This is a genomic window from Acidovorax sp. WCS2018Noco2-16 (assembly GCF_031843945.1).
In the GTDB taxonomy this organism is placed as follows: Bacteria; Pseudomonadota; Gammaproteobacteria; order Burkholderiales; family Burkholderiaceae_C; genus Paracidovorax.
Map to the genome: position 1 here is coordinate 56,283 of NZ_JAVTJJ010000008.1, position 15,191 is coordinate 71,473.

The 15,191-nt window shown below is 64.3% G+C and carries 13 protein-coding genes; 7 read left to right on the forward strand and 6 right to left on the reverse strand.

Features of this window, described 5'->3' with window-relative positions; translation table 11 throughout:
* Positions 1–61: 61 nt before the first annotated feature.
* The 3 genes from RQI28_RS15245 to RQI28_RS15255 form a co-directional block, all read right to left on the reverse strand.
* Positions 62–1,087 carry a Tim44-like domain-containing protein gene (locus RQI28_RS15245; RefSeq protein WP_311223514.1) on the reverse strand — a complete coding sequence of 342 codons (1,026 nt, stop codon included), beginning with the start codon at positions 1,085–1,087 and terminating at the stop codon, positions 62–64.
* A gap of 40 nt (positions 1,088–1,127) precedes the next feature.
* The gene (ubiE, locus tag RQI28_RS15250) at positions 1,128–1,859 is read right to left on the reverse strand and encodes a bifunctional demethylmenaquinone methyltransferase/2-methoxy-6-polyprenyl-1,4-benzoquinol methylase UbiE (RefSeq protein ID WP_311223515.1); all 732 of its coding nucleotides are present in this window, start codon (positions 1,857–1,859) and stop codon (positions 1,128–1,130) included.
* A 121-nt stretch (positions 1,860–1,980) separates the two neighbouring features.
* The gene (locus tag RQI28_RS15255; protein WP_311223516.1) at positions 1,981–2,421 is read right to left on the reverse strand and encodes a DUF971 domain-containing protein; all 441 of its coding nucleotides are present in this window, start codon (positions 2,419–2,421) and stop codon (positions 1,981–1,983) included.
* Positions 2,422–2,536: 115 nt separating this feature from the next.
* Between RQI28_RS15255 and RQI28_RS15260 the strand changes: the two genes are divergently transcribed.
* The gene (locus tag RQI28_RS15260) at positions 2,537–3,622 is read left to right on the forward strand and encodes a diguanylate cyclase (RefSeq protein WP_311223517.1); all 1,086 of its coding nucleotides are present in this window, start codon (positions 2,537–2,539) and stop codon (positions 3,620–3,622) included.
* Here RQI28_RS15260 and RQI28_RS15265 read toward each other — a convergent pair.
* The 3 genes from RQI28_RS15265 to serA form a co-directional block, all read right to left on the reverse strand.
* On the reverse strand, positions 3,619–4,080 hold the full coding sequence (locus RQI28_RS15265) for an HIT family protein (RefSeq protein ID WP_311223518.1): 462 nt from the start codon (positions 4,078–4,080) through the stop codon (positions 3,619–3,621). The genes RQI28_RS15260 and RQI28_RS15265 overlap by 4 nt on opposite strands.
* On the reverse strand, positions 4,080–7,994 hold the full coding sequence (locus RQI28_RS15270) for an FAD/FMN-binding oxidoreductase (protein ID WP_311223519.1): 3,915 nt from the start codon (positions 7,992–7,994) through the stop codon (positions 4,080–4,082). Before RQI28_RS15270 ends, RQI28_RS15265 begins: the two co-directional genes overlap by 1 nt.
* A gap of 181 nt (positions 7,995–8,175) precedes the next feature.
* On the reverse strand, positions 8,176–9,405 hold the full coding sequence (serA, locus tag RQI28_RS15275; protein WP_311223520.1) for a phosphoglycerate dehydrogenase: 1,230 nt from the start codon (positions 9,403–9,405) through the stop codon (positions 8,176–8,178).
* A gap of 324 nt (positions 9,406–9,729) precedes the next feature.
* On the opposite strand from serA, the gene ugpB reads away from it, so the two are divergent.
* The 6 genes from ugpB (at position 9,730) to ugpQ (ending at position 15,139) form a co-directional block, all read left to right on the forward strand.
* The gene (gene ugpB, locus RQI28_RS15280) at positions 9,730–11,046 is read left to right on the forward strand and encodes a sn-glycerol-3-phosphate ABC transporter substrate-binding protein UgpB (protein ID WP_311223521.1); all 1,317 of its coding nucleotides are present in this window, start codon (positions 9,730–9,732) and stop codon (positions 11,044–11,046) included.
* A 123-nt stretch (positions 11,047–11,169) separates the two neighbouring features.
* Positions 11,170–12,051 carry a sn-glycerol-3-phosphate ABC transporter permease UgpA gene (ugpA, locus tag RQI28_RS15285; RefSeq protein WP_311223522.1) on the forward strand — a complete coding sequence of 294 codons (882 nt, stop codon included), beginning with the start codon at positions 11,170–11,172 and terminating at the stop codon, positions 12,049–12,051.
* 1 nt (position 12,052) lies between these two features.
* Positions 12,053–12,904 carry a sn-glycerol-3-phosphate ABC transporter permease UgpE gene (ugpE, locus tag RQI28_RS15290; RefSeq protein ID WP_311223523.1) on the forward strand — a complete coding sequence of 284 codons (852 nt, stop codon included), beginning with the start codon at positions 12,053–12,055 and terminating at the stop codon, positions 12,902–12,904.
* 63 nt (positions 12,905–12,967) lie between these two features.
* Positions 12,968–13,978 carry a sn-glycerol-3-phosphate ABC transporter ATP-binding protein UgpC gene (gene ugpC / locus RQI28_RS15295; protein ID WP_311223524.1) on the forward strand — a complete coding sequence of 337 codons (1,011 nt, stop codon included), beginning with the start codon at positions 12,968–12,970 and terminating at the stop codon, positions 13,976–13,978.
* A 7-nt stretch (positions 13,979–13,985) separates the two neighbouring features.
* The gene (locus RQI28_RS15300; RefSeq protein ID WP_311223525.1) at positions 13,986–14,354 is read left to right on the forward strand and encodes a VOC family protein; all 369 of its coding nucleotides are present in this window, start codon (positions 13,986–13,988) and stop codon (positions 14,352–14,354) included.
* The gene (ugpQ, locus tag RQI28_RS15305; RefSeq protein ID WP_311223526.1) at positions 14,351–15,139 is read left to right on the forward strand and encodes a glycerophosphodiester phosphodiesterase; all 789 of its coding nucleotides are present in this window, start codon (positions 14,351–14,353) and stop codon (positions 15,137–15,139) included. Before RQI28_RS15300 ends, ugpQ begins: the two co-directional genes overlap by 4 nt.
* Positions 15,140–15,191 lie beyond the last annotated feature (52 nt).

A 15,191-nucleotide genomic window follows, 5' to 3' on the forward strand; every position in this document is an offset into this window, starting at 1 on the left:
ACGTCAGCTTTACCCCACTGCGCCCGCAGCCATCGCGCACCAGGCGCGTTCTGAGATCGTATTACTGCAGAGCCTGCACGCCCGCCACCAGCCAGCCGCTGTTGCCGCTCTTGGGCTTGGTCATGTTCCACACCTCGCGGAACGGGCTGGGGCCCGCCGAGGCTTCTTCGCGGATCATGCCGGAGAACTCAACACTGGCCATGTAGCCATCGCCCAGGTCTTCGATGCCCAGCAATTGCGCCTCCAGCATCACCACTTCAGTGTGGTTCGGCTGATTGGCTTCGCGGTGCGATTCGCGCTCGCGCAACTGCGTGCGGATCTCATCGAGCATGCTGTCCGTCATCATCGAGCGCAGCGTGTTGATGTCGGAGTTGTCCCAGGCAGCCTGCAGCGTAGTGAAGTTGCGCTTGGCAGCCGTCAGGAAGCCTTCGGCATCGAAGCCTTCGGGAACGCCCCAGTTTTGCGAGCCAGCCAGCGCAGAGCCGATCACCACGCCGGAAGATCCACCGGATTGGCGCGATGAGTCGAATGCCATCGTGCCTCGCTCCCAAGGACGGGCAGACGAGTCGTTGCCCACATTCGACGGGCTGTACTGGCGTGGCACCTGCGCCTCGGCAGGCGACGTGGCACCAGCTCCTGCTGCCGCGCCCTGGAAGGCGAACGGCGAGCGCGCCTGAGGCGCGCCAGCCGATTTGCGCGAACGCATCACCAGACCGATCACGACGGCCACAGCAGCCACCATCAGCGCGATCAACAGGAATTGACCGAACGCGGCGCCCAGGCCCAGCGAGCTGGCCAGCCAGGCCAAACCGAGGCCAGCGGCCAGGCCGCCCAGCATGGCGCCCCAAGGCTTTTTGGCCGCAGCGGCGGGCGCGGCAGCAGCCGTTGCCGGCTTGGCCGCTGCTGCGTTGTTGGTAGCGTTTTGCGCTGGTGCGCCCGGCGTGGCGGGCGGTGTTGCGGAATCGCGTTGCGTGACGTTGCTGGACTGCTTGCCCAACGACTTGCCGCCACCCATGCGCTTGGCGTCCGCATCGCCATGCGCCACGGCCAGCATCGCGACCAGAACCACAGACCAGAGTTTCATCATGTCATCTCCTGTTTATTGCCAGTGAGCCCGCGCGCGCGGGTCAACACTTGATTCCAACATGCAAAGCCACCATTCCGCCAGTCATGTTGTGATAGTCCACATGGCCAAAGCCATTTTTTTGCATGAGGGATTTGAGTTCTTCCTGCCCCGGGTGCATGCGGATCGACTCGGCCAGGTAGCGGTAGCTGGCGTCATCACCGGCAACCAGCTTGCCCAGGCGCGGCAGCACCTTGAACGAATACCAGTCGTAGGCTTTTTCCAACGGCTTGGCTACCTTCGAGAACTCCAGCACCAGCAGCTTGCCACCAGGCTTGAGCACACGGCACATCTCGGCAATCGCGGCGTCCTTGTGGGTCATGTTGCGCAAACCGAAGGCCACGCTCACCACGTCGAAATGCGCATCAGGAAAAGGCAGCTGTTCTGCGTCGCACACCAAGGTAGGCAGAACCAGGCCATCGTCGATCAGACGATCACGCCCGACGCGCAGCATCGCCTCGTTGATGTCGGTATGCACTACGCGGCCGGTGGTGCCGACCTTCTTCGCGAACGCGCGGGCAAGGTCCCCCGTGCCACCGGCGATGTCCAGCACCTGGCTGCCCTCGCGCAGGTCGGCCACCAACACCGTGTAGGCCTTCCAGGCGCGGTGCAGGCCGGCGGACATCAGGTCGTTCATGACGTCGTACTTGGACGCGACAGAATCGAAGACGCCGCGTACGTGACGGGCCTTGTCCTGTTCGTCCACCGATTGGAAACCGAAATGCGTGGTGCTCATCCCCCGATGGTAGGCCACGCTTCAGGGGTGCAGATCGACAACCCCCTGGGCGTCTGGGACATCTGTCGCGCAGAAGTTGAATGCCGCAGCAGCAAGACCTGTCGTGCCGGCCGACGAGCCGTCAGTGCCCTCCGCCACACGCGGGGCCATGCACGTGGCCACCATCGTCACCTTTCTTGGCTGCCATCGGCGCATCGCGATCCATACCCGCAGCTTGCAGCCGCGCGGTGTAGTCGGCCCACAGCGCAGCTTCCTCGCGGCCCAGTTGGTAAAGGTAGTCCCACGAGAAGATGCCGGTGTCGTGCCCGTCGGAAAACGTCGGCTTGACCGCGTAATTGCCGATGGGCTCCAGCGACACCAGCGTCACCTCGCGCTTGCCTGTCTGCAGCGTTTCCTGGCCCGGGCCATGCCCCTGCACCTCGGCGGATGGGGAATACACGCGCATCAGCTCGAACGGAATACGAAAAGCGGCGCCGTCGGAAAAGACCACTTCCAGCACGCGCGATGCGCCGTGCACCGTGATTGACTGTGGCGTAGGCGCGCCCGCTTGCAAACCTGCCATGAGTCCACCTGTCCGAAAAATGTGTTCTGAGAGCGGCCATTTTCCCACCTGCAGACACGCGACCGGCGCCAACCCCGATTGACCCCGTGCGGGGCGGCGGTTACCTTTCGATGCAATGCCTGTCCCCGCCGCACCCGCCATCGCCGCTTCCGACCTCGCCGTGCCCGCGGCCAAGCTGGCGCACAAGGCGTTCTGGATCATGGCGCGCCGCGTGACCGTGATGGCAGCGTGCGTGGACGTGGCGCTCTTTGCCCTCTTCTTCGCGCTGGGATCACCATTGCTGGCGTGGCTGAACGTGGTGAGCGTCGCGCTCTATGCGGCCGCCTATTTCCTGCTCGGGCGCCGCATCAATCAGTTGGCCCTGGCCCTCATCTGGCTGGAAGTGATGGGGCACGCGTCCATCGGCACGCTGCTGATCGGCTGGGACAGCGGCTTTCACTACTACCTGCTGATGTTCATCCCGGCCATCGTGGTCAGCATGGCCCAACACATTCGCACCTGCCTGATGCTGCTGGTGCTGTTGGGCTTTTACCTGGGGCTGCACACGCTGTCGCGGCACCTGGGGCCGCTGGAGCCCTTGAGCATGCAGGGGCTGGGCTGGGTGCACGCGTTCAACGTGGCGGTGGTGTTTGCCATGGCAGCGTACACGGCGCGCTTTTACTACGCGACGGTGCGGCGCGCAGAAAGCCAATTGCGGCACTTGGCCGCCACCGACCCGCTTACCGGCCTGTACAACCGCCGCCGGCTGATGGCACTGGCGCAAGAGGCGCTGACACGCGACCGCGCAGCGGGCCTGCCCACCGCGCTGCTGATCGCGGACATCGACCACTTCAAGTGCACCAACGACCGCTATGGCCATGACGCGGGGGACAAGGTGCTGATTCACACCGCCGCCATGCTGCTGTGTACCTGCCGCGTGCAAGACATCGTGGCGCGCTGGGGCGGCGAAGAATTTCTGATGCTGCTGCCCGCCACCCACGCAGGCGCGGCCGAGGCGCTGGCAGAGCGGGTGCGCGACGCCGTCGCCCATCAGGCGGTGGAGCATGAGGGCCACCGCATTCAGGCAACGCTGTCCATTGGCGTGTCGCAAGTGTGGGCCAATGAAACCTTGGAAGCCGCCATCGCCCGCGCCGACCGGGCGCTGTACCGCAGCAAGGACGATGGCCGCGACCGGGTGACCGTCGCAGGAGACTTGCTCTAGCGCGTACTGCCGGCCGCCGCGTCGGCCCAGCCATCCATGTCGGCCCGCAACGCCGATTCGAGCGCAGGAAGCGCCTCACGCACCGCAGCCTCCTCGGCCGCGCTGCCCGCACGCTGCGCGGGCGCCCAGACGGGCGCAGGGAAGTGGCTGTCCCACGCGAAGCGCGCAATCACGTGCCAGTGCAGGTGCGGCACCATGTTGCCCAGCGCCGCCAGGTTGATCTTGGCGGGCTGCAGGTGGGTGCGCAGCGCACTTTCCACCAGGCAAACGGCCGCCATGCAATGCGCGCGGTCGGCCTCGGGCAGGTCAGACAGCTCGGCCACGTGTGCATTCCACACAACGCGATAGAACGCCGCAAACCCAGGCTCATCGGCCCGAATCACGCGCAACCGTTCTCCGCGCCAAACCAGCGTGCCGCCGTCGGCATCGCACAGCGGACACGCAGCGGCGCCGGCCATCAGACCAGCACCCGCTCGATGCCGCCCGCGTTGGCGCGCTGCACGTACTCGGGCATCCAGTTCTCACCCAGGATCTCGCGCGCCATCTCGACGACGATGTAGTCGGCTTCGAGAAGCCCGTTCTGCAGGTCGTCCTGGTAGCGGTTCAGGCCTTGCAGGCAGCTCGGGCAGCTGGTCAGTATCTTGACGTTGTCTTTCTCACCGACAGCGCCCCTGTCGCGCAGCTGGGCCTCGCCCTTTTTGATTTCTTCTTCCTTGCGAAAGCGCACCTGGGTGGAAATGTCCGGCCGCGTCACGCCCAGCGTGCCCGATTCGCCGCAGCAGCGCTCGCTCTTGAGCACCTGCTCGCCCACCAGCGCCTTCACCGTCTTCATCGAATCCTGCAGCTTCATGGGGTTGTGGCAGGGTTCGTGATACAGGTAGGCGCCCTTGCCCTGCAGGGTGATGCCCTTTTCCAGCAGATATTCGTGGATGTCGATGATGCGGCAGCCCGGGAAAATCTTGTCGAACTGGTAGCCCTGCAGCTGGTCGTAGCAGGTGCCGCAGCTGACCACCACGGTCTTGATGTCCAGGTAGTTCAGCGTATTGGCCACGCGGTGAAAGAGCACCCGGTTGTCGGTGATCATCTTTTCGGCCTTGTCGAACTGCCCGCTGCCGCGCTGCGGGTAGCCGCAGCACAGATAACCCGGCGGCAGCACGGTCTGCACGCCCGCATGCCAGAGCATGGCCTGGGTCGCAAGACCGACTTGCGAGAACAACCGCTCCGATCCGCATCCCGGGAAATAGAACACCGCCTCCGTCTCCGCCGTGGTGGTGGACGGATTGCGGATGATGGGCACGTAGTCCTTGTCTTCGATGTCCAGCAGCGCACGCGCCGTCTTCTTGGGCAGGCCACCCGGCAGCTTCTTGTTGATGAAGTGGACAACCTGTTCCTTGATCGGCGCGGTGCCCACCGTCGCGGGAGGGTGCGCGGTCTGCTTGCGGCCAAAGCTGCGCAGCAGGTCCACGGCCATGCGCTGCGCCTTGAAGCCCACGTCCACCATGGCCGAACGCATGAACTTGATGGTGTCGGGGTTGGTGGCGTTCAGCATGGTCATCGCCAGTGCGTTGCCCGGGCGGAAGGTTTTCTTGCCCATCTTGCGCAGCAGGTTGCGCATGTTCATGGTCACGTCGCCGAAGTCGATCTTGACCGGGCACGGCGTGTAGCACTTGTGGCAGACGGTGCAGTGGTCGGCCACGTCCTCGAATTCCTGCCAGTGCTTGATGGACACGCCCCGGCGCGTCTGCTCTTCGTACAGGAAAGCTTCAACGAGTAGCGACGTCGCCAGGATCTTGTTGCGCGGGCTATACAGCAGGCTCGCGCGCGGCACGTGCGTGGCGCACACGGGCTTGCACTTGCCGCAGCGCAGGCAGTCCTTGATCGAATCGGCAATGGCGCCAATGTCGCTCTGCTGCATGATCAACGACTCGTGGCCCATCAGCCCGAAGCTGGGCGTGTAAGCGTTGGTCAGGTCCGAGAACATCAGCGAGTTTCGAGCCGAATGGGCTGCTGGCGCTTGTCCATCAAGCGCAACATGCTCCTGATTTCGTAGCAGCTTGCCTTTGTTGAACCGGCCTTGCGGGTCGATGCGCTGCTTGTAGTCGGCGAAGGGCTGCAGTTCTTCGTCGGTCAAAAATTCCAGCTTGGTGATGCCGATGCCGTGCTCGCCGGAGATCACCCCGTTCAGCTGCCGCGCCAGCACCATGATGCGGGCCACGGCTTCATGCGCCGTCTGCAGCATGTCGTAGTCATCGCTGTTGACGGGGAGGTTGGTGTGCACGTTGCCGTCGCCGGCATGCATGTGCAGGGCCACCCACACGCGGCCCTTGAGCACGCGCTGATGAATGACCTGTGTCTCGTCCATGATCGGCTTGAAGGCCACGCCCGCGAAGATCTTGGAAAGCGGCTCGCGCAGCTGTGTCTTCCAGCTGGCCCGCAGCGTGTGGTCCTGCAGCTGCGCAAACAGCGGCTCCACGTCGCGCAGCCAGCCCGCCCACAGCGCTCGCACTTCGCCGATCAGCGCCACGGCCTGCGCCACGCGGTCTTCCAGCAGCTCGGCGGAAGGGATCTCGTGCGCGTCGTCCTGACGGCCCAGCGGCAGATTGCCACGCAGGAAGAAGTCTTCGAGCGCGTCGCACAGCTTGAGCTTGTTGCGCAGGCTCAGCTCGATGTTGATGCGCTCGATGCCGTCGGTGTATTCGGCCATGCGCGGCAGCGGAATCACCACGTCTTCGTTGATCTTGAAGGCGTTGGTGTGGCGGCTGATGGCGGCCGTGCGCTTGCGGTCGAGCCAGAACTTCTTGCGTGCCTCGGGGCTGATGGCGATGAAGCCTTCGCCCGCGCGCGAATTGGCGATGCGCACCACCTCGCTGGTCACACGCGCCACGGCGTCCGCGTCGTCACCGGCAATGTCGCCGAACAGCACCATCTTGGGCAGCCCGCCGCCGTGCTTCTTGCTCTTGGTGGCGTAGCCCACGGCCTTCAGATAGCGGTCGTCCAGATGCTCCAGGCCGGCGAGCAGCACGCCCGAGCGCTTTTGTTCGGCGAACATGAAGTCCTTGATCTCGACGATGCTGGGCACCGCGTCCTTGGCGTTGCCGAAGAACTCCAGGCACACGGTGCGCGTGTGCGCCGGCATGCGGTGCACTACCCAGCGCGCGCTGGTGATGAGGCCGTCGCAGCCTTCCTTCTGAATGCCCGGCAGGCCGGAGAGAAACTTATCCGTCACGTCCTTGCCCAGCCCTTCCTTGCGGAAGGTGCGGCCCGGAATGGCCAGGCGCTCGGTGCGGATCGGTGTCTTGCCGTCGGCCTCGAAATACTGCAGCTCGAAGGTGGCCGTCTCCACGTCGTGGATCTTGCCCATGTTGTGGTCCAGCCGCGTGACTTCCAGCCATTGCGCATCGGGCGTCACCATGCGCCAGCTGACCAAGTTGTCCAGCGCCGTGCCCCACAGCACGGCCTTCTTGCCGCCTGCGTTCATGGCGATGTTGCCGCCGATGCAGCTGGCTTCGGCACTGGTCGGGTCCACCGCGAACACGAAGCCCGCGCGCTCGGCCGCATCGGCCACGCGCTGGGTGACCACGCCGGCTTCCGTCCAGATGGTGCCCACTTCGCCATCCTGGCCCGGCACGCGGCGCATCTCCACCTCGGTCATCGCTTCGAGCTTTTCGGTGTTGATGACCACGCTGCGCCAGGTCAGCGGAATCGCGCCGCCGGTGTAGCCGGTGCCGCCGCCACGCGGAATGATGGTCAGCTCCAGGTCGATACAGGCCTTCACCAGCGCGGCCATTTCGGCCTCGGTGTCGGGCGTCAGCACCACAAACGGGTATTCGACGCGCCAGTCGGTCGCGTCGGTCACGTGGCTCACGCGCGAGAGGCCGTCGAACTTGATGTTGTCCTTGACCGTGTGGCGGCCCAGGCGTTTTTGCACCTGGCGGCGCAGTTGCGCGGCTTCGATGAAGGTGGCGTCGAACTCGGCGATGGCGCGGCGTGCAGACTCGACCAGCTCGCCCACCAGGCGGTCGCGCTCGGCGTCTTCACCCGGCGTGCGGCGCTTGCCGATCTCGGTCAGACGGTGCTGCAGCGCGTCCACCAGCATCTTGCGGCGGTCCGGGTTGTCCAGCAGATCGTCCTGCAGGTAAGGGTTGCGCTGCACCACCCAGATGTCGCCCAGCACTTCGTACAGCATGCGGGCCGACCGGCCGGTGCGGCGCTCGCGGCGCAGCTGGTCCAGCAGTCCCCAAGAGGCGGAGCCGAGCAGGCGGATGACGATTTCCCGGTCGGAAAACGAGGTGTAGTTGTAGGGAATCTCGCGCAGACGGGCGGGCTCGGCCGCCTGTGCCTGCAGGGCAGCCAACGCTATCGGAACATTCATGGGGTCTACCTGGGTCGGGCGCGTGGGACGCCCGCTGTGCCTCGGGGGACGGGATTTTAAGCCACGCGCCCGAGGCACGCCCCGGCCGGGTCTTGCCCACTGCGGCCAAAAACCCGTTTTTGAATGAAATAGGCCTCTAGCGCCCTATCTATAAGCGCTTGTAGCTACTATTTTTATAGCATCAAAACAGCACGCGGCTGCGGATGGTGCCAGGCACCTGCGCCAGCTTGTCCTGCGCCAGGTCGGACGACAGCGCGTCAATGTCAATCACCACGTAGCCGACCTTCTCGTTGGTCTGCAGGTACTGCGCGGCAATGTTGATGTGGTTGTCGGCAAACACCTGGTTGATGGCCGACAGCACGCCGGGCACATTGCGGTGGATGTGCAGGATGCGGTGCTTGCCCGGGTGGGCCGGCAGCGCCACTTCAGGAAAGTTCACCGACGTGATCGAGGTGCCGTTATCGCTGTACTTGACCAGCTTTTCAGCCACTTCCAGGCCGATGTTGGCCTGCGCCTCCATCGTGGAGCCGCCGATGTGCGGGGTCAGGATGACGTTGTCCAGCCCGCGCAGGGGGCTGATGAATTCGTCCTTGTTGGTGCGCGGCTCGACCGGGAACACGTCGATGGCAGCGCCCAGCAGCTTCTTGGTGCGCAGGGCTTCGGCCAGCGGCTCGATATCCACCACCGTGCCGCGCGATGCGTTGATCAAGATGGCACCGGGTCTCAGCGCGGCAATCTCGGCCGCGCCGATCATCCACTGCGTCGAGGGCAGCTCGGGCACGTGCAGGCTGACGATGTCGCTCTGCGCCAGCAAGGCCTGCAGCGACGGCGCCTGGCGCGCATTGCCCAGCGGCAGCTTGTTGATCACGTCGTGGAAGACGACGTGCATGCCCAGGCCCTCGGCCAACACCGACAGTTGCGTGCCGATGGAGCCGTAGCCCACGATGCCCAGCGTTTTGCCACGGATCTCGTAGGCGTTTTCCGCGCTCTTGAGCCAGCCGCCACGGTGCGCTACCGCACTCTTTTCGGGCACGCCGCGCAGCAGCAGAATGGCTTCGGCCAGCACCAGTTCGGCGACCGAGCGGGTGTTGGAATACGGCGCGTTGAACACGGCAATGCCGCGCTCGCGGGCCGCGTCCAGGTCGATCTGGTTGGTGCCGATGCAGAAAGCACCCACCGCCACCAGCTTGTGCGCCTGGGCGAACACCTCCGCCGTCAGCTGCGTGCGCGAACGGATGCCCAGAAAGTGCACGTCGGCGATCTTTGCTTTCAGCTCCGCATCGGGCAGCGCTCCGGACACCAGCTCGATTTGCGTGTACCCGGCGCCGCGCAGCACGTCCACCGCAGAGGGGTGAATGCCTTCGAGCAACAGAAACTTGATCTTGCTTTTGTCCAGAGAGGTTTTTGCCATGGCGATGAGAAATCCGGATGGGTAAGGGGGCGACCACTGTGGATCGGCGTGCACCAAAGTTGCGCGCCGGCACATTGTGCACCGCACCAATCCCCTGCTCTCATTGCAGAAATTCCCCCCAGCGGCACGAGGAAAGCGCACGACCGTTCGCACTTTGTCACAATACTGTCACGTCACTGCCACAGACCAACCGGAAGAACCCGACGGGTTTCCCCGGTTGAGCGTTGGCCGAGGGTGTGTCACAACGTCACATTCCCGTCACGAAGTGCGTCATACGATGACTGCTTCGTGCATTTTCGCACTACCCCCTTCGCAGGAGTTTTCATGCAATTCAAGCATCTGGCGCTTTCCGCCGCCGTCGCGCTGTCCGTATGCGTTCCGGTTCAGGCGCAAGCCCAGCAGGTCGAGATTCAGTGGTGGCATTCGATGAGCGCAGCGCTCGGCGACTGGGTCAACGACCTGGCCAAGCAATACAACGCCAGCCAGACGAAGTACAAGATCGTGCCCACCTACAAGGGCACCTACGACGAATCGATGACCGGCGCCATCGCCGCCTTCCGCGCCGGCAATGCGCCGCACATTCTGCAGGTGTTCGAAGTGGGCACCGCCACCATGATGGCCAGCAAGGGCGCCATCGTTCCTGCGGGCAAGGTGCTGACCGACGCCGGCTTCAAATTCGACCCGACCGAATACGTGTCGGCTGTGGCCGGTTACTACACCGCCCCCAACGGCCAGATGCTGAGCTACCCGCTCAACAGCTCCACGACCATCTTCTATTACAACAAGGACGCCTTCAAGAAGGCTGGCCTGGACGCAGAAAAGCCGCCCAAGACCTGGCCCGAAGTGTTCGCCGCCGCCACCAAGCTCAAGGCCAGCGGCCACAGCTGCCCGTTCACCACCAGTTGGATCAGCTGGACGCAGCTGGAAAGCTTCTCGCTGTGGCACAACACGCTGTACGCGACGAAGAACAACGGCTTTGACGGCACCGACGCCAAGCTGGAGATCAACACCCCGCTGCACGTGCGCCACTTCGAGAACCTGGCCAAGGCCTCCAAGGATGGCAGCTTCGTCTACAAGGGCCGCGGCAACGCGCCTGACGCATCGTTCCCCTCGGGCGAGTGCGCCATGATCACCGGCTCGTCGGGCCTGTATGCCCGCGTCGCCAAGGACGCCAAGTTCGCCTACGGCATCTCCACCCTGCCCTACTACGAAGACGTGAAGGGCGCGCCGCAGAACACGGCCATCGGTGGTGCCAGCCTGTGGGTGATGTCGGGCAAGAAGGCAGACGAGTACAAGGGCGTCGCCGACTTCCTGAACTTCCTGAACGACACCAAGGTGCAGGCCGCCAGCCACCAGCGCACGGGCTACCTGCCTGTGACGACCGCTGCCTTCAAGCTGACGGAAGCGTCGGGCTTCTACACCAAGAACCCTGGCACGGACGTGGCCGTGACGCAGATGATCCGCAAGGCGACCGACAAGTCGCGCGGCATCCGCCTGGGCAACTTCGTGCAGATCCGCACCATCATCGACGAGGAAACCGAACAGATCTGGGCTGGCAAGAAGACGCCCAAGGAAGCGCTGGACACCGCCGTAACCCGCGGCAACGAGCAACTGGCCCGTTTCGCTCGCGCCAACAAGTAAGCTCCGCCCTTTTCTGTCAACACGTTCCGGCCCCTGCGGGCCGGTTCGCGTTGAAGGCCCGCCGCCCTTTTGTAGACCACACCGGTTTACGGGGCGGCGGGTTGTCTTTTTAAGAGTCTCGACATGGAAAAACGCGTTCTTTTTCGCTCGGCGTGGCTACCGTGGGTGCTTCTGGCACCCCAGCTGGTGGTCATCAGCGTCTTCTTTTTTTGGCCCGCCGGCCAGGCCCTGGTGCAGTCCTTCCAGATGCAGGACAGTTTCGGTTTCTCCAAGGAATGGGTCGGCCTGGACAACTTCAGAACGCTCTTTGAAGACCCCAGCTACCTGGCGTCGTTCAAGACTACGGCCTTCTTCTCGATTCTGGTGGCAGTGAGCGGCATCACGCTGTCGCTGTTTCTGGCCATCTTTGCCGACCGCATCATCAAGGGCGCGCTGGCCTATAAGACCGCGCTGCTGCTGCCCTACGCGGTGGCACCGGCCGTCGCTGGCGTGCTGTGGATGTTCATGTTCTCGCCATCGCTGGGTGTGGTGGCCTACATGCTGCGCAAATGGGGTTTCGACTGGAACCACATGCTCAATTCCGACCACGCCATGGCGCTGATCGTGATCGCCGCGGTGTGGAAGCAGATCTCCTACAACTTCCTGTTCTTCCTCGCGGGTCTGCAGTCCATTCCGAAGTCGCTCATCGAAGCGGCCGCCATCGATGGCGCGGGCCCCTGGCGCCGGTTCTGGAGCATCCAGTTCCCGCTGCTCTCGCCCACCACTTTCTTCCTGCTGGTGATCAACGTCGTGTATGCGTTCTTCGACACCTTCGCCATCGTGGACGCCACCACGCAGGGCGGGCCGGGCCGCGATACGGCCATCCTGGTCTACAAGGTTTATCACGACGGCTTCAAGGCCATGGACATGGGCGGCTCGGCAGCGCAGTCGGTGGTGCTGATGGCCATCGTGGTCGTGCTCACCGTGGTTCAGTTCCGGTACGTCGAAAAGAAAGTGCAGTATTGAGATGGTTGAACGCAGTCCTTACCTCAAATTGTTCTCGCACCTGATCATGGTGCTGGGCGTGATCATCGTCGGCTTCCCGCTGTATCTGGCGTTCGTAGCGTCCACCCACACCGCGCAGGACATCGTGCAGGCGCCCATGCCGCTGCTGCCCGGCAGCAACTTCTGGCAGACCTATCGCGAGACGCTGTTCGGCGGCGGCTCGGGCGCAGGATCCACCGCACCCGTGGCGCACATGATGTGGGTGAGCTTCGTCACCGCCATGGTCATCACGATCGGCAAGATCTCCATCTCGCTGCTGTCGGCCTTCGCCATCGTGTACTTCCGCTTTCCCTTCAAGGGCATCTGTTTCTGGCTGATCTTCATCACGCTGATGCTGCCCGTCGAAGTGCGCATCGGCCCCACGTACCAGGTGGTGTCTGACCTGGGCATGCTCAACAGCTACGCGGGCCTGACGATTCCGCTGATCGCCTCGGCCACGGCCACGTTCCTCTTTCGCCAGTTCTTCCTGACGGTGCCGGACGAGTTGGTCGAAGCCGCCCGCGTGGACGGCGCCGGCCCGATGCGCTTTTTCAAGGACATCCTGGTGCCACTGTCGCGCACCTCGATCGCCGCGCTGTTCGTCATTCAGTTCATCTACGGCTGGAACCAGTACCTGTGGCCGCTGCTGGTGACCACGTCGGAAAACATGTACCCCGTGGTGATCGGCATCAAACGCATGATCGCTGGCGGCGACGCCGGCAACGAGTGGAACATCGTGATGGCGACGGCCCTCTTGGCCATGCTGCCGCCCGCATTCGTCGTGGTGTTCATGCAGCGCTGGTTCGTCAAGGGCCTGGTCGACACCGAAAAATAAGTATCAAAACTGCCCCTAGCGCCCATCCATCAAGCGTAAGCAGCTACACAATCAATAGCAATCATGGCATCACTTTCCCTTCGCAACATCGTCAAGCGCTACGGCATTGGCCCCAAGGCCAACCAGGTCATCCATGGGGTGAGCGCTGAAATCCATCACGGCGAATTCGTCGTCATCGTCGGCCCGTCGGGCTGCGGCAAGTCGACGCTGCTGCGCATGGTCGCCGGTCTCGAAGAAATCTCCGGCGGCGAACTGCGCATTGGCGACCGCGTGGTGAACGACCTGGAACCGGCACAGCGCGACATCGCGATGGTGTTCCAGAACTACGCGCTCTACCCGCACATGACGAACTTCGAGAACATGGCCTACGGCCTGAAGATCGCCAAGGTGCCCAAGGACGAAATCAAGGCCCGCGTGGACAAGGCCGCCAAGATTCTGGAACTCGGCCACCTGCTCGAGCGCAAGCCGCGCGAGCTGTCGGGCGGCCAGCGCCAGCGCGTGGCCATGGGCCGCGCCATCGTGCGCCAGCCGCAGGTGTTTCTGTTCGACGAGCCGCTCTCGAACCTGGACGCCAAGCTGCGCGCCCAGACCCGCCTGGAAATCCAGAAGCTGCACCGCGAACTCGGCATCACCAGCCTGTTCGTCACGCACGATCAGGTCGAGGCCATGACGCTGGCCCAACGCATGATCGTCATGAACGGCGGCGTGATGGAGCAGTTCGGCACGCCCGAAGAGGTCTATCACACGCCTGCGTCCACCTTCGTGGCCAGCTTCATCGGCTCGCCGCCCATGAACCTGCTCAAGAACGCGCCGGGCACCAGGGAAGGCACCATCCTGGGCATCCGCCCCGAGCATCTGGACGTGCGCAGCGAAGGCTGGGAAGTCAAGGTCGAAACGGTGGAACTGCTGGGCGCCGAACGCCTGATCTACGGCCGCATCAACGGCGAGCAGATGATCGTGCGCGTCGAAGAAGGCACCCACGCGCCCGCGCCGGACTCGCTGATTCACGTGGTGCCGCGCGCCGACCGCCTGCACGCGTTCGACGTCGCCACCGGCAAGCGCATCGTCGACTGAGTCGTCCATGCTGCCACCCACTTCCGCCCCTGCCGGTGGCGGGATTGCAGCCACCGTCCCGGTGCTGGCGTCGCTGAACCTTGCACAAACGCTGCAGTTCTACACCCAGCACCTGGGATTTACCGCGCTGCTGGAAATGGACCAGTACCTGATCTTGCAGCGCGACGGCTGCGAGCTGCATTTCTGGCCCTGCGACGACCGCCACATTGCCGAGAACACCTCGTGCTATGTGCGCGGCGACACCGCAGCGCTGCACGCCGACTTCGCGCGACGCGGCCTGCAAGTGGCGCCACCGGTCGTCCAGCCCTGGGGCATGAAGGAGATGTTCGTCATCGACCCGCATGGCAACCTGCTGAAATTTGGTGAACCCGCATGAGCGCACTCCCGCCCGCCCCCTCGACCGCTTCTTCAACTACTTCTTCTTCCGCCCCCTGGCCGTACCCGCGCTGGGTCGCCCACCGGGGCGCCGGCAAGCTGGCCCCCGAGAACACGCTGGCCGCCTTCCGCCTGGGCGCCGCGCACGGCTACCGCATGTTCGAATGCGACGCCAAGCTCAGCGCCGACGGCGTGCCCTTCCTGATGCACGACGCCACGCTGGAGCGCACCACCAGCGGCCACGGCACCGGTGGCGACCAGCCCTGGAGCGACCTGGCCCAGCTGGACGCCGGGGCTTGGCACTCGCGCACGTATGCGGGCGAGCCCCTGCCCACGCTGGACAACGCAGCACGCTACTGCATTGCCAACAGCTACCTGCTGAACATCGAGATCAAGCCCACGCCAGGCACCGAAGAAGAGACCGGCCGCGTCGTCGCGTCGCACGCCGCGCGCCTCTGGCGCGGTCAGGCCGTGCCGCCGCTGCTCACCTCGTTCAAGACCGAATCACTGGCAGGCGCGCGGGACGCCGCCCCGCAAATGCCGCGCGGCCTGCTGCTGGACGCGTTGACGGAGGGCTGGCTCGACACGGCCCGGCAACTGGGTTGCGTGGCCATCGTCTGCAACCACGCGCTATGGACGGCCGAGCATGTGGCCGCCGTGCATGGCGCAGGCCTGCGCGCATTGAGCTACACCGTCAACGACGAATGGGCCGCGCAGCGCCTGATCGAGCTGGGCACCGACGGCATCATCACCGACCGGGTGGATCTGTTCAGCCCGGCTGACTGACACGGCAATGGGTGCCGCCGGGGCGCCTGCGGCTTGCAACGTCTACAACTGC